The sequence below is a fragment of the Pseudomonas sp. MS15a(2019) genome (assembly GCF_013277805.1).
In the GTDB taxonomy this organism is placed as follows: Bacteria; Pseudomonadota; Gammaproteobacteria; order Pseudomonadales; family Pseudomonadaceae; genus Chryseomonas; species Chryseomonas benzopyrenica.
Genome location: NZ_VBTN01000011.1, coordinates 315,071 through 334,621, shown reverse-complemented (window position 1 = coordinate 334,621; position 19,551 = coordinate 315,071). Strand labels below are relative to the sequence as shown.

General features: G+C 61.1%; 15 protein-coding genes. 9 read left to right on the top strand and 6 right to left on the bottom strand.

The annotated features are described in order from the left end of the window. Positions 1-190: 190 nt before the first annotated feature. Positions 191-1,528: a DUF4214 domain-containing protein gene (locus FEZ61_RS18635; RefSeq protein WP_173149929.1), complete on the bottom strand. Its 1,338-nt coding sequence runs from the start codon at positions 1,526-1,528 to the stop codon at positions 191-193. A gap of 220 nt (positions 1,529-1,748) precedes the next feature. On the opposite strand from FEZ61_RS18635, the gene FEZ61_RS18630 reads away from it, so the two are divergent. The 6 genes from FEZ61_RS18630 to FEZ61_RS18605 all read left to right on the top strand — a co-directional run bounded on the left by FEZ61_RS18630 (position 1,749) and on the right by FEZ61_RS18605 (position 9,838). Next, entirely contained in the window at positions 1,749-2,738 is a 990-nt protein-coding gene (locus FEZ61_RS18630; protein WP_017641611.1) for a GDP-mannose 4,6-dehydratase, read from the top strand. Further along, on the top strand, positions 2,731-3,702 hold the full coding sequence (locus FEZ61_RS18625; protein ID WP_017641612.1) for a GDP-mannose 4,6-dehydratase: 972 nt from the start codon (positions 2,731-2,733) through the stop codon (positions 3,700-3,702). The genes FEZ61_RS18630 and FEZ61_RS18625 overlap by 8 nt, the downstream gene beginning before the upstream one ends. A 9-nt stretch (positions 3,703-3,711) precedes the next feature. Beyond that, entirely contained in the window at positions 3,712-4,491 is a 780-nt protein-coding gene (locus FEZ61_RS18620; protein ID WP_017641613.1) for an ABC transporter permease, read from the top strand. A gap of 12 nt (positions 4,492-4,503) precedes the next feature. Beyond that, positions 4,504-5,706: an ABC transporter ATP-binding protein gene (locus tag FEZ61_RS18615; protein WP_017641614.1), complete on the top strand. Its 1,203-nt coding sequence runs from the start codon at positions 4,504-4,506 to the stop codon at positions 5,704-5,706. A gap of 8 nt (positions 5,707-5,714) precedes the next feature. After that, the gene (locus FEZ61_RS18610) at positions 5,715-7,004 is read left to right on the top strand and encodes a class I SAM-dependent methyltransferase (RefSeq protein WP_173149927.1); all 1,290 of its coding nucleotides are present in this window, start codon (positions 5,715-5,717) and stop codon (positions 7,002-7,004) included. 287 nt (positions 7,005-7,291) lie between these two features. Then, positions 7,292-9,838: a DUF4214 domain-containing protein gene (locus FEZ61_RS18605; RefSeq protein WP_173149925.1), complete on the top strand. Its 2,547-nt coding sequence runs from the start codon at positions 7,292-7,294 to the stop codon at positions 9,836-9,838. Between the two features lie 308 nt (positions 9,839-10,146). Here FEZ61_RS18605 and FEZ61_RS18600 read toward each other — a convergent pair whose 3' ends face one another. After that, a complete protein-coding gene (locus tag FEZ61_RS18600; RefSeq protein WP_173149923.1) occupies positions 10,147-10,509 on the bottom strand; it encodes a hypothetical protein in 363 nt (120 codons plus the stop codon). 831 nt (positions 10,510-11,340) lie between these two features. Between FEZ61_RS18600 and FEZ61_RS18595 the strand changes: the two genes are divergently transcribed. Together FEZ61_RS18595 and FEZ61_RS18590 are read left to right on the top strand one after the other, a co-directional pair. Beyond that, entirely contained in the window at positions 11,341-13,005 is a 1,665-nt protein-coding gene (locus FEZ61_RS18595; RefSeq protein ID WP_173149921.1) for a DUF4214 domain-containing protein, read from the top strand. Positions 13,006-13,487: 482 nt separating this feature from the next. Then, the gene (locus FEZ61_RS18590) at positions 13,488-14,750 is read left to right on the top strand and encodes a DUF4214 domain-containing protein (RefSeq protein ID WP_173149919.1); all 1,263 of its coding nucleotides are present in this window, start codon (positions 13,488-13,490) and stop codon (positions 14,748-14,750) included. Between the two features lie 45 nt (positions 14,751-14,795). Here the strand turns inward: FEZ61_RS18590 and FEZ61_RS18585 are convergent, their stop codons facing one another. From FEZ61_RS18585 to FEZ61_RS18575, 3 genes are all read right to left on the bottom strand, one after another. Further along, entirely contained in the window at positions 14,796-15,467 is a 672-nt protein-coding gene (locus tag FEZ61_RS18585) for a hypothetical protein (protein ID WP_173149917.1), read from the bottom strand. 235 nt (positions 15,468-15,702) lie between these two features. Then, positions 15,703-15,987 carry a DUF3509 domain-containing protein gene (locus FEZ61_RS18580; protein WP_173149915.1) on the bottom strand — a complete coding sequence of 95 codons (285 nt, stop codon included), beginning with the start codon at positions 15,985-15,987 and terminating at the stop codon, positions 15,703-15,705. Positions 15,988-16,169: 182 nt separating this feature from the next. After that, complete coding sequence (locus FEZ61_RS18575) at positions 16,170-17,609, bottom strand: cellulase family glycosylhydrolase (protein ID WP_173149913.1); 1,440 nt, start codon at positions 17,607-17,609, stop codon at positions 16,170-16,172. 328 nt (positions 17,610-17,937) lie between these two features. Between FEZ61_RS18575 and FEZ61_RS18570 the strand changes: the two genes are divergently transcribed. After that, complete coding sequence (locus tag FEZ61_RS18570) at positions 17,938-19,287, top strand: class I SAM-dependent methyltransferase (RefSeq protein ID WP_242455199.1); 1,350 nt, start codon at positions 17,938-17,940, stop codon at positions 19,285-19,287. Here FEZ61_RS18570 and FEZ61_RS18565 read toward each other — a convergent pair. Further along, positions 19,251-19,529, bottom strand: a complete 279-nt coding sequence (locus FEZ61_RS18565; RefSeq protein ID WP_173149908.1) for a hypothetical protein — start codon at positions 19,527-19,529, stop codon at positions 19,251-19,253. The genes FEZ61_RS18570 and FEZ61_RS18565 overlap by 37 nt on opposite strands. Positions 19,530-19,551: the final 22 nt, after the last annotated feature.

Sequence of the window (19,551 nt, the reverse complement as noted above, 5' to 3'; positions counted from 1 at the left end):
GAGCCTAACGGGCTGAGTGTTGCAGAAAGATTGCAGGAGCGGAGCGGCTGTCGTTTCCCTTGTCGAAGCTCCACAGCTGGAGGTTCGAGCTGACCCTGTTGGGCTTCGCTACGCTCAACCCAACCTACGTATCGTTGTAGGTTGGGTTGAGACGGCCTCAGCGTCGAAGCCCAACAGCCGGAGATTCAGGCTAGGCCCACTCGTTCTGCCCTACCAGCAGAATGAAGCCATTGCTACCGGTGGTCAGGGCCTGGTTTTCCGTTGAGTCGGAAAAGGATTGCAGGACATTGGCGCGGCTCTGGCCGGTGCCTAGATCGTGCAGCCAGTAGTCGATCCCGGCGGTCTCGCCCGTGCGGCCGAGCACGTTGGCGTACAGCTGAGTGACGTAGGAGCGATCGTCCGTTCCAGAGAACAACCCCTTGAACTCGCTCGACGCGGTAAAGGACTGCGCGATGGTCTGGCTGGTCGTACCCTTGGCGTGGTCGTACATCCAATAATCGAGGCCAGAATAGTCCGGCACCCGGTGGAAGGCCGCGTTGTAGAGACGGGCGATCTGCGCTTGATCTGCAGTCAGGACGTACAGGTTACGATCGCTGAAATTCAGCAGGTTGATATCGTGCAGGTTGACTGCCAGATCGCCGCTGTTGCTGGTCAGAGTGACTACGTTGCCCGCGGCCTGCCACTTGTAGGCACTTGCCGCGTTTTCCAGGCTCAGGACATCGCCGCCGCCGTAACCATAGAGGCTGCCGCGATGATCGCCATCCAGCGACAGGCGATCCTGGAAGAAGAACTCACCATCCTTGCTCCCGCTGTTGACGCCCAGGCCCACTGGTCGCGAGCCGGCATTGAAGGCCGCGCTGTCGTTATTGATGCTGGCCTTCTGGTACCACTGCCAGTTGCCGACATCGCTCATGCTGGCGTAGGTCGACAGCGTATCGCTGGCATTGCCCGAAGACAGCACGCCGCGCAGGTTGCCGCTGCTGTCCAGCAGCGGTCCGCCCGAGGCGCCACTGCCCAGTCCAGTGGAGAACTGATAAGCGGCGACGCCGCTGTACTGGGTCGCCGTGCCGGTATCTTCCATGAGACCAGTGCCCCGACCAGGATAGCCGAGCACGGTGCCAGCGAAGGAGGTGGAGCCACCCAGTGTGGGAGTGAGAGTGCCGGTTACCGAGCCCAGATTGACGTTGAAGCCCAGCAGCGACATGTCGTACTGCGCTTCCGAAGGAGAGACCAACCCGTCACTATTGGCATCCCAGTTGACCACCCGGCTCGACCAGTTGGTCGCCAGATAGGTACCCAACGGAGCCGACCAGGCGCCGGTGGCGTCATTCACGAAGGCGCCCGGCGCGACCATGACCTGGATGGCACCACCGCCGTGATCGGCGTTGTAGACCATGTGGTTGGCGGTAAGGACGTCATTGTTGCCGACTACGCTGCCCGAGCCGCGAAACGTTGAGCCATCTGGAAAGATGGATTCGAGGTAGACGATGCTGCTGTAGGGTGCCGAACGACTGGTGATTTCACGCATGTCAGGAAGATTTCCTGGTATCTGAGCGACAATATTCTAACCCCCGTCGAGTGCTCTATCAGGACATTCGTCGGCTCAGGCAGCCGCCTGGCACCGGCATTCTGGATACTTTGCCTGCCGAGCACCGCACGCTTCCGGCCATATATCTGTGGTAGCATCGCCGGTCTTTTTTGTGTGAGTCGCTCGCACCTCGTCTCATAACTTTCGGAACCGTATCGCGATGGCCCAAAAAACTGCTCTGATCACTGGTATCACTGGCCAGGATGGCGCCTACCTGGCGCAGTTTCTGCTCGGCAAGGGATACAAGGTACTAGGCCTCAACCCCCGGCGTAGCACCTCCGACGTCAACCTGGCACGTCTGGAGTGGTTGGGTATCGCCAAGGACGTCGAGATGATCGACGGCGACCTGCTCGACCTGTCGGGTCTGATCCGCCTGTTCCAGCAATACCAGCCCGACGAGGTGTTCAACCTGGGCGCCCAGTCCTTCGTCAAGACCTCCTGGAACCAGCCGCTGCTGACCGGCCAGGTCAGTGGCATCGGCGCCGTCAACGTGCTCGAAGCGGCCCGTCTGATCAAGCCCGACGCCCGTTGCTACCAGGCCTCCACCTCCGAGATGTACGGCCTGATCCAGGAGCCGGAGCAGCGCGAGACCACCCCGTTCTACCCGCGCTCGCCCTATGCGGCCGCCAAGCTCTATGCCCACTGGATGACCGTCAACTACCGCGAGAGCTTCGACCTGTTCTCCTGCAGCGGCATCCTGTTCAACCACGAGTCCCCGCTGCGCGGCCTGGAATTCGTGACCCGCAAGGTCACCGACGCCGTCGCCCGCATCAAGCTGGGTCTGCAGGACGAATTGCGCCTGGGCAACATCGACGCCAAGCGTGACTGGGGCCATGCCCGCGACTACGTCCAGGCCATGTGGCTGATGCTGCAACAGGACGTCGCCGACGACTACGTCATCGCCACCGGCCGTACCACCACCGTGCGCGACATGTGCCGCATCGCCTTCGACGTGGTCGGCATGGACATGGACAAGCACCTGGTCATCGACCCGGCCTTCTTCCGTCCCGCCGAGGTCGACGTGCTGCTGGGCGATCCGTCCAAGGCCCGCGCCAAGCTGGGCTGGCAGGCCACCACCACCCTCGAAGAGATGATCACCGAGATGGTGGAAGCCGACCTGGCGCGCCTGAAGCCCCTCGCCCGTGCGTGATTTCGCCGGTCAGCCGGTCCTGGTTACCGGCGCCAGCGGCTTCGTCGGCAGCCATCTGCTGCCGGCGCTGGCCGCCGCCTTTCCGGCCGCCGAGCTGCACGGCACCTGCCGTGACGGCTCGCTGCCAAGCCAGGCGCAGGTCGTCGGCCATGCCCTCGACCTGAGCGATACGGCTGCCACCCTGGCACTGGTGCAACAGCTGCAACCGGCCGCCATCGTCAACCTGGCGGCCTTCGCCAGCGTCTCCGGCAGCTTCGCCCAGCCCGAGCGCTGCTGGCAGATCAACCTGCATGGCACCCTCAATCTGTTGACCGCCGCCGCTGCCCTCGAACAGCCCCCGGTGTTCCTGCAGATCGGTTCCGGCGACATGTATGGCGCCAGCTTCAAGCGCCATGCCGAGGTCGACGAGCAGGTGCCCCTACATCCGCTCAACCCCTATTCCGCGAGCAAGGCCGCTGCCGATCTCGCCGCCGCCCAGTTCGCCGCTACCTCCCGGGTGCGGGTGATCCGCGCGCGACCCTTCAACCACAGTGGCGCGGGCCAGGGTAAGGGCTATGTGCTCACCGACTTCGCCAGCCAGATCGCGGCCATCGAGCGCGGCGAGCAGCCGTCCGTGCTGCGCGTCGGCGATCTCAGCGCCCAGCGCGACTTCCTCGCCGTCCAGGACGTGGTCGCCGCCTATGTGGCGCTGCTGGGGCACAGCGAAGACATCCCCAGCGGCACCGCGCTCAACATCGCCTCCGGCCGTCCGCTGCGCGTCCAGGAACTGCTCGACGCCCTGATCGATCAGGCCGCCTGCCCGATCCAGGTCGAGCAGGATCCCGCGCGCCTGCGCCCGAGCGATATCGCCCGCGCCGTCGGCGATGCCGGCGAACTCCGCCGCCTCACCGGCTGGCAACCGCGCATCGAGCCTTCTGCACTCGTCGCCCAGGTCCTCGCGGACTGGCGCCAATCCGGTTCCTGATCTCTGCCCATGAACTACTCGCTGATCCTCAACTTCACTCGGCAGGATCTGATCGATCGCCATTCCGCGTCGGTACTCGGCGCGGCCTGGACCTTCATCCTGCCGCTGGTCAACATCCTCATCTTCACCCTGGTGTTCTCCAACATCATGGGCATGCGCCTGGATGCCATGGGGATGCAGTCCCTCGGCCAGTACAGCTACAGCGTTTACCTGGTCACCGGGCTGCTCGCCTGGAACTGCTTCTCCAACACCCTGACCCGCATCACCCAGGTGTTCCACGAGAAGGCCCACCTGCTGGGCAAGGTCCGGCTGTCGCTCTGGTCGCTGCCGCTGTACATCCTGCTCAGCGAGACGGTGCTCTATGCCATCTCCATGGGCTTCTTCGTCGCCTTCCTGGCGATCATCGGCTTCCATTTCCCGTCCACCGTACTCTGGTGGCCGGTGATCTTTCTCTGCCAGCAGCTGCTGGCCTATGCCCTCGGGCTGATCTTCGCCATCCTTAGCGTCTTTCTGCGCGACATCGGCCAGATCGTCGGCGTGGTCATGCAACTGTGGTTCTGGCTGACCCCGGTGGTCTATGTCATCACCATCATGCCTGAGCGCTGGCACCCCTGGTTCGCCGCCAACCCCTTCTATTACATCGTCGAGGCCTACCGCGCCGCCCTGATCCAGGCGAGCCGGCCGGATCTGCTGGCGATCGGCGTTCTGATCCTGGCGGGCGCCGTGCTGCTGGGCCTGGGCATCGTTCTGGGTCGCAAGCTCGAACGCGACATCCGCGACTTCATCTAGCAGGCCTTCGTCATGCTCCGCGTTTCCCATGTACGCAAGGAATTCAAGCTCTATAGCCGCCCGGCGCTGCGCCTGAAGGAAATCCTCTTCCGCCGCAGCTACCACACCCGCCATGTGGCGCTGGAAGACATCAGCTTCGAGGTCCGTAGCGGCGAGACCCTGGGCATCCTCGGCCGCAACGGCGCCGGCAAGTCCACCTTGCTCAAGATCCTCAACGGCGTGCTGCTGCCCGACGGCGGCGAGATCGACATCAAGGGGCGCGTCACCGGCCTGCTCGAACTGGGCACCGGCTTCGACGGCAACCTCACCGGGGTGCAGAACATCCTCGGCAACGGCCTGCTGCTGGGCATGAACCGCGAAGAGATCGAAGCCAAGCGCGCCGCCATCATCGAGTTCTCCGAGCTGGGTCGCTTCATCGACGAGCCCATCCGCACCTATTCCTCCGGCATGGTCATGCGCCTGGCCTTTTCCATCGCCATCCATGCCGATCCGGACATCTTCCTGGTCGATGAGGCCCTGTCGGTGGGCGACGGCCACTTCCAGCAGAAGTGCATGAGGCGCATCAAGGCCTTCCGCGCCTCCGGCGGCTCCATCATCTTCATCTCCCACGACCTCAACGCCATGAAGATGCTCTGCGATCGCTGCATCGTCCTGAGCGAAGGCCGTGTGGTGGCCGACGACACGCCCGAGGCGGCGGTCAATCGCTACAACCAGCTGCTCGGCGCCGACCGCGAAGAGCTGGAAGTGGAAGCCGAGGAGAGCGGCTACGGCACCGGCGAAGCCCGTATCGAATCCGCCGTGCTGCGTGGCGTGAGTTCCGGCAGCGATACCCTGGCCTGCGGTGACGTCGCCCATCTGGACGTCCGCGTCAGCGCGCGCGAGCACCTGCCCGACGCCACCCTGGGCATGATGATCCGTGACCGCTTCGGCCAGGACATCTATGGCACCAACAGCTTCCTGCTCGGCGTACCCCTGGTGCTGGCCGCGGGCGAAACGCGGGTGCTGCGCTACGAATTTCCCATGCGCCTCGCCCCGGGCAAGTACACCCTGACCCTGGCCCTGCACGAAGGCCCCGACCATACCCGCCACTGCTACCACTGGCGGGACAACTGCATCCGCTTCGAAGTGGCCGGCATCCTGGGCTCGGTCTTCGGTGGCCTCTGCGATCTCTCCGCCGGGTTGCATGACGTGACCCCCGTTTCCCAGCCCGCCTAGGCCCTGCCATGTCCGCTTCCCGTCCCGAACTCGCCCCCTGGTACGCCCTGCTGAACCTGGAGGGCGAGGCGCTGCTGCGCGCGGCCTACCCCTACCTGCTGGGTCGCGAGATCGACCCCGAGGGGCTGGCGCACCATCTGCAGCGCCTGAGCGCCGGTGAAGACAAGCTCGAATTGCTGGCCGGCCTGCGTGATTCCGCCGAGGGCCGTACCCACGGCGCTCCGGTGGCAGGACTGCGCGGCGCGCGCCTGCGCCGGCGCTGCCGCCAGTTGCCGCTGCTCGGCAGCCTGTTGCGCCGCTGCCCGAACGCCCAGCGCCAGCAGCGCGACGCCGCGCGCCACCTGGCCCTGCATGAGCGCCTGGAAGCCCATATCCAGCGCCACGAGCAGCATTACCGGGTACTCAGCGCCGAACAGCAGGTGCTTGGCGCCCGCCAGGCCACGCCCGATCCGGCCCTGGCCGAATTGCGCGAACGCCTGCGCCTGGCCGAGAACCTGAACCAGGAACTCCGCGCCCGTCTGACCGCCCTGGAAAGCGCGCCGCGCGCGGCGGCGTCCCAGCCGGCGCTGGCGACTGCCGTCCAGGCACCCGAGATGGATGCCGCCGAAACCCCGGCCAGCAACCTGCCCAGCGGCACCGTGCCCGACAGCTTCTACCTGGCCTTCGAGGATCGTTTCCGCGGCAGCGCCGAGACCATCAACGCCCGGTTGTCCTACTATCTGCCGACCATCGCCGCCAACCCGGCCCTGGCTCGCGGACTGCCGCTGGTGGACATCGGCTGTGGCCGGGGCGAGTGGCTGGCACTGCTGCCACCTGCGGTAGAGCGCCTGGGCATCGACCTCAATGCCACCAACGTCGAGCTGTGCCGCGCCCGCGGCCTGCCCGCCGAGCACACCGACGCCATCGCCTGGCTGGCCGCCCAACCGGCCGGCAGCATCGGCGCCGTCTCCGCCTTCCACGTCATCGAGCACCTCGGCTTCGAGCGCCTCAACCAGCTGCTCGACGTCTGCCTCCACGCCCTGGCGCCGGGCGGGCTGATCCTCTTTGAAACGCCCAACCCGGAAAACATCGTCACCTCGGCCAACTACTTCTGGACCGACCCCACCCATATCCACCCGCTGCCGCCGGCCTTCACCGAATTCCTGGTGCAGTTCAAGGGCTACGCCCAGGTGGAAATCCACAAGGTCAACGCCGTGGAGCCCGAGCACCGCCTGCACGAAGACAGCGAAGTGGCCCGCCACTGCGACCGCTGGTTCTACGGCCCGCAGGACTACGCGGTGATCGCCCAACGGCCTTGAGGCTTGCAGGCTTCCGGGCCTCGGAAGCCTGGAAAATACCGCTTTCGTGCTCGCTCTGACGCGACCCTTTCCCGGCAATCGGTAGCGAAGGGATAGCCTCGAGTCCGCCATAAAGTGTGAATTGGCTCACTTTTTTCTGTGATCCGCGTGACTTGTTTTGTATCCTCCCTCCGGATCGCCGAGCAAACCTGGCCGCTTCCACACTGGTCACTGCCTCGCATCAGCAACCAAACCTTCAGCTAGGGACAGCCTGAGGTCGTTGACGACCTCTACCGGAGACCAGGGACATGGCCATTACCGCATTGCAGATTCAGAATCTCTATATCGCCTATTTCGGCCGCCCGGCCGAGCAAGCCGGCCTCGATTATTGGAGCGCCCAGGCGGACCTGACCGTCGAGGGCCTCAGCGCCTCCTTTGCCGAACAACCCGAATACCAGGCCGTCTATGGCGATCTTCCCCGCGAAGAAGTGGTCGCCCAGCTCTACCAGAACCTCTTCGGTCGCAAGGCCGAGGGCAACGAGCTGGACTACTGGATCGCCAGCGATGACGTCAGCGTGGACCGCATGGCCCTGGCCCTGGTCAACGGCGCCCAGTCCACGGACCGTGAGCTGCTTGATGGCAAGACCGAATTCGCCACGGCGATCACTGCTGCCCAAGGAACAGCGGCGGACATCGCCTCGGTAAAGCAGGCCTTTAACGACACGACCACCACCATCAGCTTCCAGGGCACCACCTATACCATCGCCGATTTTGCGCGCGAGGTTGGCCCCATCAGTCAGTTCTATCAATTGGCGGCGACCGAGCTGAATACCAACGGTCCCAAGCCTGCCACGCCTGCTCCATCTTCGCCGAGTGCGCCGGCACCTGCTCCTAGCCCTGTGCCGGCGGAGTCCGAAAAGCACTCCTATTCAGTGAATGGCGAAAAGGGTCTTCAGGATGAGACGGGCGCATCGGTCAGCGCAGCGCTTTATTCCCCGAGCACTAGCAAGGCCACTATTGCGCTCAATAACGTAGGTTCTGCAAACATTGCTCTGGCGGATGCCAGCGCCCTGTCTAGCCTGACCCTTGCCGGAACAGTGAGCAATTCGAACTTTTCCAATTACTTGAATATTTCTGAAGCAGGGACTACCGATACGGTAAAGACCTTGAATCTGAAGCTGAGTGGCGGCGACGCTCCAATAACGACCTATATTTCATACGATATGGGCGCCCTAACCAAGATTGACGCTTCTGAGTCGTCAGTAAGATTGACTATCGGTGTTTACCTGGGATCAAAACTTTCTGAACTAATTTCTGGAAGTGGCGGCGACTTTCTTCATATGGGCAGCCTCGATCGAGACTTCTCACTGAATACTGGGGCTGGCAACGATTATATTAGCTTCTCTGGCTTCGGCAGCGATGTTCTGACCAGTACTCACAAGCTCACCATAACGCTTGGAGATGGACAAGACACCTTCAGTGCCATGACATTGAGCAACCTGCGCGGCGCCTACGATACGAGCACTCCAATTGGCATCGCCACAGCCCAGAGCAACCTACAGGCGGGTTTGGTCAAAATCACCGACTTCACCGCAGGTGATATGCTCAAATTTGGCTCTGAGCCCTTCACTGACGATGGAGCAGGATTTTCTGCTGGCGGAAAGTTTGTTGCTCAGACGGATGCTCAGCAGAAAGCCATCAGCACAACTGCAACGCTGGCTGAAGCCCTCCAGCTTGCCGCTAACAATGCCACTGGTGAGGACTCACACGCTCGCAGTACCGCTTTCCAGTATCAGGGTAATACCTACGTATTTGTCGATCACACTTTGAGTAACACTGTCGCGGTAGGTGATGGTCTAATTGAGCTGACCGGCTATCTGGGTAAACTGGACGCCACTAACTTTAGTTTTTTTGAAGATAGCGATGCGCCAAATTATCACATCCAAGGTTTTTCCGGCCTTCAAAATGCAGAGGGCAAAAGCGTAACCAACCTTTCCTATCAAGCGGGTGTGACAGTAGGGAGCATTGAGCTCCGTGAAGCTCAGGAGGCAAAAAATCTTTCTCTTGATGATGCCAGAACGCTCACCGAACTGGCTCTCACAGGAAGCTCATCGGCAGCGGGTGCTCAGTTTTACATCAGCGGAAATGCTGCAACCCAATTGTCCACCTTGAAACTGGCCATCAGCGGTGGCGACACCACGATTGATGCGTCCTTTATGTCTACCCTCACCAGCATTGATGCGTCCAAATCCACGGCCGACCTCACCTTGGTGGACCTGACTCCAGGCTCGCTGTCGGCGCTGTCCACGATTGTCGCCGGCAGCGGTGATGATGTTGTGAGGCTCGGTATCCATCCGGACGTATTCCTTAAAAGTGCCGCTCCTGCCTATGCCAACGGCCTCTCCATCACCCTCGGTGACGGCGCTGACACGCTCCAGCTGCAGAGCCTCGGCAATCTGGTCGGTAGCTTCGCTGTCGATGATTCCACCGAGATAAAAACCGCTAATGCAGCGCTGCAAAAGAGCCTGATAAAGGTCACGGACTTCTCCGCAGAGGACAAGCTCGATGTTGCCAGCGTGTACGGCCTGAAAAACGCGACCTTCACCCAGCAGACCGCAGATCAACAGAATGCCGTTGGCAAGGCGGATACCCTGGCCGAGGCCTTGCAGTTGGCGGCAAACAATGCAGCGGGAGTGGATACCGCTGTGCACAGCACCTCGTTCCAATACGGCGGCAACACCTACCTCTTTGTCGATCACTCCGCCGAGCAGGAGGTTGCTCCGGGCGACGGTCTGATCGAGCTGACCGGCTATACCGGCACGCTCGATAGCCAGAACTTGATTATCGCCGCCTGATCCAGCGAATGATGGGCGCCACTACCTCTCAGAATCCCTGAAGAAGAGGGGCCTGCCTACCGAAGGATTGCTGGGATTCGAGGTAACGTCTGTACGCCTTCTGCCGCTCTGCGGTGGCGTTATCCTTCGCGGCCCTGTCCATAAAAGAAGCCCCTGCGTCATGACTGAAGCAGGGGCTTCTTTATTACCGGGGTATCAGGCGACTGCGATACCCAGGCCGACGATTTCAGTGCCTTCGGCCAAGGGCGTACTCGCCAGCCTGATCAGCGTATCGTTCGCCGCATGAGCAGTACTCCTGTCTGACGCCACTACCAAGCCTTCGCCAGGGCGATGGTATCCAGGGCGTCCAGTGCCGAGTCGCTGGTAGGCGTGAACACACAGGTGTCAGCCTCTTTACCTCCAATCAGCGTATACACGCCGGCTTCGGCACCAATGGTGTCCGCGCCTTCTATTGCCCCCGAGCCCCCTTGAGGATCAAGGGTGTCGTTGGCCAGCAGCACCTTGCCCAGGACGTCGGCTGTGAGCTTGTCGGTCAAGATCGCGCTGTTCAGGCGTATAGCCAACAGCCTCGCCTCTGAAGTGATGCCTGCTAAGGCGCCTTGCGCACCGCTTAGCTTGCCGGGGAGGGCGGTCAGGCTAGTAGTGCTGACCTTGCTCGTGGTGGTACCCATTGATGGCCGCTTGATCCCTAATTGCTTCATTCCAGGCTAAGGCGGAGGGGCGATGACTGAGCCCTAGCCTTTCAAGGGCATGTCATCAGATGGCTATAGATAGAAGGATGCCTCGGCAACCAGACGTGAAGCAGGTCGGTAGCGCCAGATATCGGCAGTTTTTAAGGCTGAGACAAGTTAGAGAACGACCAAATCAGCTTTTTTGCACAGCTCAGGTCGCGGTCAAGACTCGATGAATAGCGGCATCTGGCCAGCTTTTGGCGGCTTTTAAGCGCTTTTCACCAACTTCTGGCTGCTTTGGACACGACCGTTCGTCCGTCCGCAAACGCGACCATTGGTTATGGGAAAGGCAGGACGTGGATCGCAGGCGGTCGTAAAAGTGGAGCGAATGGTCCAGGCGCAAAAGCCAGCAGAAAAATGGCTAGCGTCAGATTTATGGCTTTTTACCGTGGTTTGTGTCCGTTAAACGACGATTCCCCCGGCTATGTCAGCAGGTTGAGAACTTTAGCCTCTATATCAGCGCTATTCACATTCTGTCGACCCAGCAGGTCTCGGTAGGATGAATCCAGCTGAGTAAAGCGTGAAAGGCTCTGAAGAAACGCTTGTTCCCGTCACAAATGTCTGTGTAGGATTGCCGCCGATACCGCTGCTTTGTACGACGAACGCACATCCTGGATGTGAACCTCTTTACAAAGCCGATATCGAAACGAAACCCATCATGGGGGCTTCGCCCCAGCAGTTGGGGTGAGGCGACAGGCCGGTGCCGACGGGCGCCATCCAGTGACGGAAGGCCTGGAGTCGAATTCGACAAATCTTAGGAGATGCAAGGAAATGGCTGTTACCTCTACCCAAGTTCAGAGCCTGTACGTGGCCTATTTTGGTCGTCCCGCCGAGCAGGCTGGTCTGACTTACTGGACCTCCCAGGCTGATGCGACCGTTGACCAAGTCAGCGCTGCTTTTGCTCAGCAAACCGAATACACCAGTGTTTACGGCAGTCTGTCGCGCGCTCAGACCATTGATACCCTGTATCAGAATCTCTTTGGTCGCGCTGCTGAAAGTAACGAACTGAACTACTGGCTGAACAGCACCGACATTACTGTTGATCGTTTGGCTCTGGCTCTGGTCAATGGCGCCACCGGTACCGATCGCGTTCTGCTGGACGGTAAAGTTCAGTTTGCCTCTGCTGCTACTGTTGAAGCTGGTGCTGCTGCTACTGTTTCCCAGGTTGAAGCTGTCTACGATCCGGTTGTCTCCGCTACTATTCCCGCCGGTACCTCGGTATCTCAGTACTACAACAGTGCTGCTACTACTGCTCTGAACACTGCCAAGCTGTCCATCGTTGGCGATGCCGTTCAGAACGCTAATGGCGTGGCTCCTTCCGCTACTGGTTCGGCGACTTTCTTCGGTAACGCAAGCGCCACTCTGGCAGCTACCAATGCCGGTAACGCTACCGTTGCTCTGCCGGGCACCTCGGCTGTAACCGCTCTGACCGTCAATGGCACCGTTGGTGATGCTACCGGTGGTACTGCTGGCTCCAGCACTCTGACCTTTACCGAAGCCCTGGCTACTGGTGAAACCGCTCAGACGCTGACCACTCTGAACCTGGGTCTGTCGAACTCCGCTGTTGCACCGACCGCTACCAATATCGTAGCTACCGGTATCGACAGCCTGACCTCGATCAACGGCTCCAGTTCCTCCGCTGCTCTGACCATCGATGCCACTGACGGTGCTACTGGCAGCGCCGCTGTTAGTTCGCTGATCAATCTGACCAGCCTGCAGGGCGGTTCGGGTAACGACACTCTGACCGCTAGCACCGCTGCTACTGCCGGTACTACTGTTGCTGCTCTGACTGTTGATGGCGGTGCCGGTAACGACACCATCGTTGGTACCGTTGGTCTGTCCGCTCTCACCCTGAATGGTGGTGCTGGCAACGACACCATCACTGCCAACGTGATCGCCACTAGCGCTGCCAATCTGGTAGTCAATGCTGGCGACGGCAACGACACTGTTACCATCAATGCAGCTTTCAGCTCCGCCACTGCTGCCCATGGCCTGCAGGTCAACCTGGGCGCTGGCAGTGACACTCTGAAAGTTGGCACCGTTGCTAACGTTGGTACCGTCGATCTGACCACCGCTACCGGTATCACTGCTGCCAACACCAGCCTGGCTGCTAATACTGTTAAGGTCGCTGATTTCAGCGGTTCGGGTGACGTTCTGAACCTGGCTACTGGCAGCACCTTTACTGCTCTGAATAACACCCAGGCTGCTAACGTAACTGCTTCTGCTACTCTGGCCGAAGCTACTAACGCTGCCCTGTCGGCCGCTCATGGTAACCTTGGTACTACCACTGCAACTTCTTTTGTCTACGGTGGCAACACCTACGTAGCTATCGATGCCAACGCTGATGGCGCTCTGAACGCTAACGATGGCCTGATCGAAATGGTCGGCTTCACTGGCGCTCTGACTTCGGGCACCAACCTGACCATCGGCGGCTAACGCTGACCGATTTGAAAAACGGAGAGCTTCGGCTCTCCGTTTTTTTTTGCTTCAAAAAGCGCTTTCTTGTCATCGTAAATCACCGTGTCTTATCGCTGCCAATGCGCACGAGGCGCAGTCTGGTATTTGTCCAGCCGCGGCATCCTGCCGATTGACAGCGCACCACTTTTCGTCGGCTGTCACTGCAATTTAATCTCTCAGCCCTCGATTCTTAATAAATTCGTTAAATGGATAGCAAACCTTGGCGTGAGTGCCGTTGCCGGATTGAACGCCTGGTCAGTTTCCGGTTTCCTATCGCCGATAACGAGGCGCCCATGAGCTCTCGACCTTCCTTGCATCTCCTTGAGGCCAACCCGGACGCGGCGCGGCCTTTTCTTTTGCCTGTCAAAATGTGAGCTCCGTATCGTTTTCTTTCCCGACTTGCTATACAGGCAGGCTAGCACTGGCTGCCATGGGGGCGGCTGCTTCAGGGAGGAAAGGCGATGGCTACCGGAGATATTCGAATCGATGCACTGCTGGAGCCGGGGCGCATCAGCCTGGCCTACAACCATCAGCCCGGCACGGGCGCGGTCATCAGTTACAGCTTTTTGCGTCAGGTGCCTGGTAACTATGCAGTAGATGACTTTCGGCCTCTCGATGCAGGGCAGCAAGCGGCTGTGCGGGTCCTGCTGACTGAGATATCCAGCCAGATTGGCGTGACCTTCGAGGAAGTAGATCAGGGTGGCTTGCTGCAGTACGGTCTCTATAGCGGACGTACTGGCGTACCCAAGACGCCCGACTACAAGGCGGAAGGAGGTACGACGGACAATGAAGGCATTGTCTGGTTGAACTGGCAGGTTCCGGATGTCGCCAATCTCGGTGGTGGCTATGGTCGCCAGCTTCTAGTTCATGAGACCGGTCACCTGCTGGGCCTCAAACATCCTGGGCAATACAGCCAGTATGACCAAGGCCCCTATCTACCTATAGAGCTTGCCACCGCAGGCAATACCGTCATGGCCTATAACGGCGGTAACACCGAACACTTTGGGGCCTTCGATCTCTTGTCCTTGCAGTATCTCTATGGCACGCCTGGTAATGAAGCGATACCACGCAATACTTTGGCTGCGAATGAGCTTACCAACTATGGAAGCTATGCCAACGATGCGATCCAATTCGACTGGCACTCCTATACGAACCCCTATTCTCCTTCGATCAATGGGCTGGCAGGGCATGATGAGCTGACGATCAATGCCTCCTACAAAGGCGTGTCCGTCAAAACCGGGCAAACCTCTGTGCTGTACAACAAGGAGGGCGGCAGCTATGGCGCGGTCTTCCTGCAGAACGTCGAACGCGTGCACTTCACCGACCGCAGTCTGGCATTGGATACCGACGGTGTGGCTGGCCAGGCCTATCGCCTCTACCAGGCGGCCTTTGATCGCACGCCCGACAAACCCGGCCTGGGCTACTGGATTGACAAGATGGATGCCGGCGCCAGCTTGTACGAGGTAGCTGCCGGCTTTGTCGCCAGCACGGAATTCCAGGCGCTCAACGGCAGCGCGCCGGCGTCCCAGGCACTGGTAGCCAGCCTCTACGGCCATGTGCTGGGCCGCACCGCCGAACAGGCCGGGCTGGATTACTGGACCTCACAACTGCAAAGCGGTGCGCTGGACGCGGCGGGCCTGCTGGCCAGCCTCTCGGAGTCGGCGGAGAACCGTTTGCAGGTCTCCGGGCAGATCGCCCAGGGGATCGAATACCAGCATGTATAGGACGCACACCGCTCGTACAGCTTGTACGAGCGGTGATAGTTGGGCTTATACGAAGTTCTTGAAACCCGAACCGAAGGACGTTACATCCAGCGCCACATCGTCGCTGACATTGATTTGGCTCTCGTCACCCGGGAAGGAAACGTAGCCTTTCAGCCAGAAATGGCGCTTCGCCGAGGCCAGGTGATAGCCACTGGTCTCTTCCCGACCACTTAGGCGTTGAGGGCCCTCGAAGGCGGTTGCGCGTTGGCGAGCGCAAATGGTGATGATGAGATGCGCCATCAGCGGTAGTTCTGGCATCAACTCTTCGTGGAAAGAAGGCCAGTAATCTTTGTCCTCGGGACTCGCTTGCCACCCTTTGATTGCTCTGACCTCTTCGAGATTGGCATAGGGATGCGAGTGGAAGGAGCCCACCAGATCCAACTGTGGCCAGTAACGACGGAAGATGTCGCGCTTGGCGATAATGGATTCGATGTTCGGCGCTACCGAGCCTTGGCGTCGATCAGCGGAGACCTCTACGGTCGCTGTAGTGCAGACAACCCGCGCTGGACGTTCATCGAAGGCGGGTACGCAATAGCCCCAGAGCAAGCCGAAGGTTTCGATCTGGCCGGGTGCGTCCTTCTTGCGGCTACTACGCTCGCGATCAAACTCATAGGCTTCGATGGCAGAGGTCAGCAGCTGGGGGGTTACCGCGTCGTCGACAATAATGTGCGTGGTCATGAAAACATCCTTGTGGTGGGATGCTTTCGAATCGGCCTGGCTAACGGTTTCTTGAGGAAAGATCGAAACGTCTTTGGTAGCCGTGAATTGCGCAGACCTTCTGGAGTACAAGGCTATCAGGAAAAGGCCTGCTGCAATCCTGAACGTGGATAATCCGTGTTCTTCTAAAGCTAAGTTTGGCCGATCAACAGAGCACTTCCAGTGCGGGTCAGCAGGAGAACCTGGACCGAAAGGATCACTCCCCGTAACGCCGAATTCGCGCATCGCGGCGTTGCAGGTCGGAGGTGCAGGCGGCGTCCAGGGTGCCACCGCAATTGGCCAGGTCGCGGCGTACGTCCTTGATCACGGTGGCTAGGCGCTCCGGGCAGTTCAGTTCGGTCAAGGGGATGACCTTGGTCATGGAGCTGCCGCCCTGGCTGTCCTTGACGGTAAGTAGCATGCTGCGGTCGGCAGGGCGTTGGGTGACCTGGCAGCTATGGGGTTCGAGGGCGGTGACTAGGCGGTCGATGGCGTCTTGCATGTGGGATCCTCCTTGAATCGGCACGTGCCGGGGAGGAGGGTAGAGGCCCGTCCTGGGCAAAGGTTCAGCCGCTCTAAGACGGTCCTTTGCTTCCACTCGCGTTTGCGCCTGTCTTGGGGCGGCATCCATGCCGCGCTCAGAGGACCGAACAAGGCGAGTCGTATCCGACTCGCCTTGCCCCATCACTTCATATTGCTGAAAGCCGCCGAGGTGCGGGCGTCGAAGTTGCTCTTATCGCTGTCGCCCAGGCCACGCACCATGGCCAGTACCAGGGTCTGTGGCTTGACGTTGCCGTTGTTCAGCTCGCCGACCCAATAGTTGAGGCCCGCCGTTTCGGCGCTGCGGCCGATGACGTTGGTGTAGACCTTGCTGACCAGCGCTGCATTGCCTAGGCCCTGATACTGGCCACGGTATTCGGGGCTTTCGGTAAAGCTGGCGGCGATCTGGCTCACGTTCATCTCGCCGGAGGCGACGCGGTTGGCCCAGTACTGCAGGCCGGCCAGATCCGAGGCGCGGCCCATGTACGCCAGGTACAGCTGCTGGATGCCATTGAGATCGGCCTGGGTCGCGCTCTTGGGCGTTTGCGTGCCGGGTCCGAAGCTGCTGCAGCTGCTGCCGTCCAGGTACTTGGCCAGGGTCGGCCATTGCGGACGCGTCTGGCCGTTCACCGGCTCCACCGACATGTTGTAGTTGGCCCAGCCGGGGCCGGCCGCCCAATAGGTTGCCGGGATGCAGTTCTGCTTCAGGTAGGCGAGCATGTTGTCCATGATCACGTTCCAGCGCGGATCGCTGTCCGGTATGCCGAATTCGCCAATGAAGCCGCGCTTGCCGTTCTTCTTCAGCCACTCCACGAACGGCCTTACCCGCTGCACGCCGTAGTCGTCCGGGTAGGCGGCGGCGCTGGTGTTGGAATAGTTGCCGCCGCCACCCTCGCCGTCGAAGTAGGTGTGAGCCTCGAAGATCAGGTTGTTGGCTGGATCGCGCAGGCCCAGCAGCGAATCGTTCCACTGCGGCCAGCGGGTGGCCTCGGCCCAGCCGTTGCCCTCTATGAAGATGGGTCGCACGTTGTCCACGCTGCGCACGCCATTGATGCCGTATTGGGCGGCGATGGGCCATTGGGCGGTGGCGTCGTGGGGCTCGTTCATGATGTCGTAGCCATACAGCGATGCCTGGCTGCTCCAGCGCTGGGCGATGCGGGTCAGTACATCCTGATAATGGCTGTAGCTGACGCTGCCGGTGCCGATCACCGTGCCCCGGTACTTCATGTAGTTATGCAGATCCAGGATGATCTTGATGCCGTGGTTCTGCGCATAAAGGAAGGTACGGTCGATCAGCCCGGCATAGGTCGGATCGAAGGCTCCGCCCAGGCTGGGTTGCAGACGTTCCCAGATGATGGGGAAGCGAATCAGCTTGACGCCGCGCGCGCTCCACTGCTGGAAGTAGGCCTCCACCGGAAAGATGTAGTTGCGCTCGTTCAGGCCGGGTAGCACCTGACTAGCGAAGCCGGCGCCGGAAAGGTTGAGGCCGACCAGCTCCACGGCACGCGCGGGAGCGGCGGTGCCCAGCAGGGCGCTCAGGGTCAGGATGCCGCCCAGGGCGGCCAGGGTTCTGCGAAGGGTCATGAGGGTACCGGGATAGGGGCTGCCGCCGGGCTCCTGCCCGGCCTGCCAACTACAAAATTCTGGCGACTGTCCTCAGCCAAGGTTTGGCGCTTTCTTGACGCTTACCGGTCCAGTTTCAAATCCTGTGCCAGAGCTCAATCGATTCGTCTCTGTCTGCTGATTCGGCCAGGCCACATTTTTCTTGACCCTCAATCGCCAGGGCGCCGACGAGACGTTAGGGGCAGGGTGGGGCAGAGGCGTTCATCCAGGGTGCCTGAGCGGGTATCCTTGCCGTCTTCTCGCGATGGCCTGACCATCGTCTCCCCCTGTCCGACCGAGCGCCCCCGTGATGTCTACCCCTGGCCCCGACCTGGATCTTTCCCGTCTCGACGAGCACCTGGCTGCCCTGATCGCCGACATTCGCCAGCGTACCCAGGCGTTGCAGCCTGCGGCCGAGCCCGCCGAACCCACCTGGGACGGCCTGCAGGAACTGGATGACGAGGCGCTGGTGCGTTCGGCCTATCACTATCTGACCGGGCATCCCATCGAGCCGGAGCGGCTGTCCTACTACCTGACCCGCCTACGGGGTGGGGAGGATCGATTCGATCTGCTGGCGGCCATCCATCTCAGTCCCGAAGGCCAGCGCCACGCCGCACCCGCCCCAGGGCTGCGCCGGGCGCTGCTCAAGCGCAAGCTGCGCCGTGTGCCGGTCATCGGACGGTTACTGGGCTTTATGCTGGAGGTCGCCGGTCTGCCGGGGCGGCAGCAGCGCGACAATGCTCGTTACTACCGCTGGCAAAACCAGCTGGCCTTGCAGGCAATCCTGCTGCAGCAGCAGAGCAACCTGCTGGAGTGGCATCAACAGCGCTGGCAGGTCCTGCAGGATCAGGCGCCCGAGCCGCGCCTGGGTGAGCTGGAGCGCGAGTTGGCGACGGTGAAAGCGCAACTGGCCCAGGCCCAGAAGCAGCTGGATCGTGGTGAGCAGGAGCTACGCACACGACTGAGCTTGTTGGAAACCGCGCCTGCCTTGCCCTTAGCGCCTCAGAGCGCGGCCTTGGGCGTACCCCTGGCACTGGAGCGGACGCTGCGTGAGCATTTTGCCTTGGACGATCAGGCGCTGCGTGGACTGCTGGGCTTCTATCTACCTCTGATCGAGGAGTGCCCAGCCTTGCGTCAGGGACTGCCTTTGGTTGAGCTGGGCTGCGGCAATGGTCTCTGGCTGGCCGGCTTGCCCCGGGCGATCAAGCGGCGTGGGATTGAGGCCGACGCTGACCTGGTAGCCCAGGCATGTGGCAACGGGCTGGAGGTAGAGCAGGGCGATGCGCTGAGGTGGTTGAGCGAGCAACCGACGGGCAGTCTGGGCGCCCTGTGTGCGTTCGAACTGGTGGATCGTCTGGACTTGGCGCAGCTGTCCAGTTTGCTCGACGAGGCACTGCGCGCGCTCGCGCCGGGCGGTCTGCTGTTGTTGCAGGCCCTTGATCCCGCCCATGCGTCCAGCGCTTGTGCCTTCTGGCTCGACCCGGCGCGTCAGCGGCCCTCTCCAGCGCCCTTGCTCGAGTTTCTGTGCCGCCATAAGGGCTTTGCCCAGGTTGCCATTCAACGGCCTGCGCAAGCTGAGCTACTACAGGATTTCCAGCGCTCATCGCCGCTCACCTGGCAGCATTACGCAGTCTCTGCCATTAGAGCTGAGACGCCATGAAGCGGGCCGTTACCGCTTTCCACCAGTGGATCGTGGGACCGCTGACGGGCGTCTACGGTTGGGCATATCTGCTCGAGCTGCGTGATACCGCGCGCCGTGCCGGACTGGCCGCCGATCTCTATGCTGACGAACCGCCCGAGCAATGGCGAGAGCAGGTGCGAGCGCTTGCCGATTACCCAATGGGTGGGGCAGACGATCTTCTGCTGGTGCATGGTCAGCCTCAGGCCGAGCACGAACGGCATTTGGCACGTTGCGACGGCCGCG

Excerpts from the sequence above, each read along its gene's own strand:
- FEZ61_RS18620 (WP_017641613.1), top strand. The coding sequence starts at position 3,712 with ATGAACTACTCGCTGATCCTCAACTTCACTCGGCAGGATCTGATCGAT.
- FEZ61_RS18635 (WP_173149929.1), bottom strand. The coding sequence starts at position 1,528 with ATGCGTGAAATCACCAGTCGTTCGGCACCCTACAGCAGCATCGTCTAC.
- FEZ61_RS18630 (WP_017641611.1), top strand. The coding sequence starts at position 1,749 with ATGGCCCAAAAAACTGCTCTGATCACTGGTATCACTGGCCAGGATGGC.
- FEZ61_RS18610 (WP_173149927.1), top strand. The coding sequence starts at position 5,715 with ATGTCCGCTTCCCGTCCCGAACTCGCCCCCTGGTACGCCCTGCTGAAC.
- FEZ61_RS18590 (WP_173149919.1), top strand. The coding sequence starts at position 13,488 with ATGGCTACCGGAGATATTCGAATCGATGCACTGCTGGAGCCGGGGCGC.
- FEZ61_RS18570 (WP_242455199.1), top strand. The coding sequence starts at position 17,938 with ATGTCTACCCCTGGCCCCGACCTGGATCTTTCCCGTCTCGACGAGCAC.
- FEZ61_RS18595 (WP_173149921.1), top strand. The coding sequence starts at position 11,341 with ATGGCTGTTACCTCTACCCAAGTTCAGAGCCTGTACGTGGCCTATTTT.
- FEZ61_RS18605 (WP_173149925.1), top strand. The coding sequence starts at position 7,292 with ATGGCCATTACCGCATTGCAGATTCAGAATCTCTATATCGCCTATTTC.
- FEZ61_RS18575 (WP_173149913.1), bottom strand. The coding sequence starts at position 17,609 with ATGACCCTTCGCAGAACCCTGGCCGCCCTGGGCGGCATCCTGACCCTG.
- FEZ61_RS18615 (WP_017641614.1), top strand. The coding sequence starts at position 4,504 with ATGCTCCGCGTTTCCCATGTACGCAAGGAATTCAAGCTCTATAGCCGC.
- FEZ61_RS18585 (WP_173149917.1), bottom strand. The coding sequence starts at position 15,467 with ATGACCACGCACATTATTGTCGACGACGCGGTAACCCCCCAGCTGCTG.
- FEZ61_RS18580 (WP_173149915.1), bottom strand. The coding sequence starts at position 15,987 with ATGCAAGACGCCATCGACCGCCTAGTCACCGCCCTCGAACCCCATAGC.
- FEZ61_RS18600 (WP_173149923.1), bottom strand. The coding sequence starts at position 10,509 with ATGGGTACCACCACGAGCAAGGTCAGCACTACTAGCCTGACCGCCCTC.
- FEZ61_RS18565 (WP_173149908.1), bottom strand. The coding sequence starts at position 19,529 with ATGCCGTTCGTGCTCGGCCTGAGGCTGACCATGCACCAGCAGAAGATC.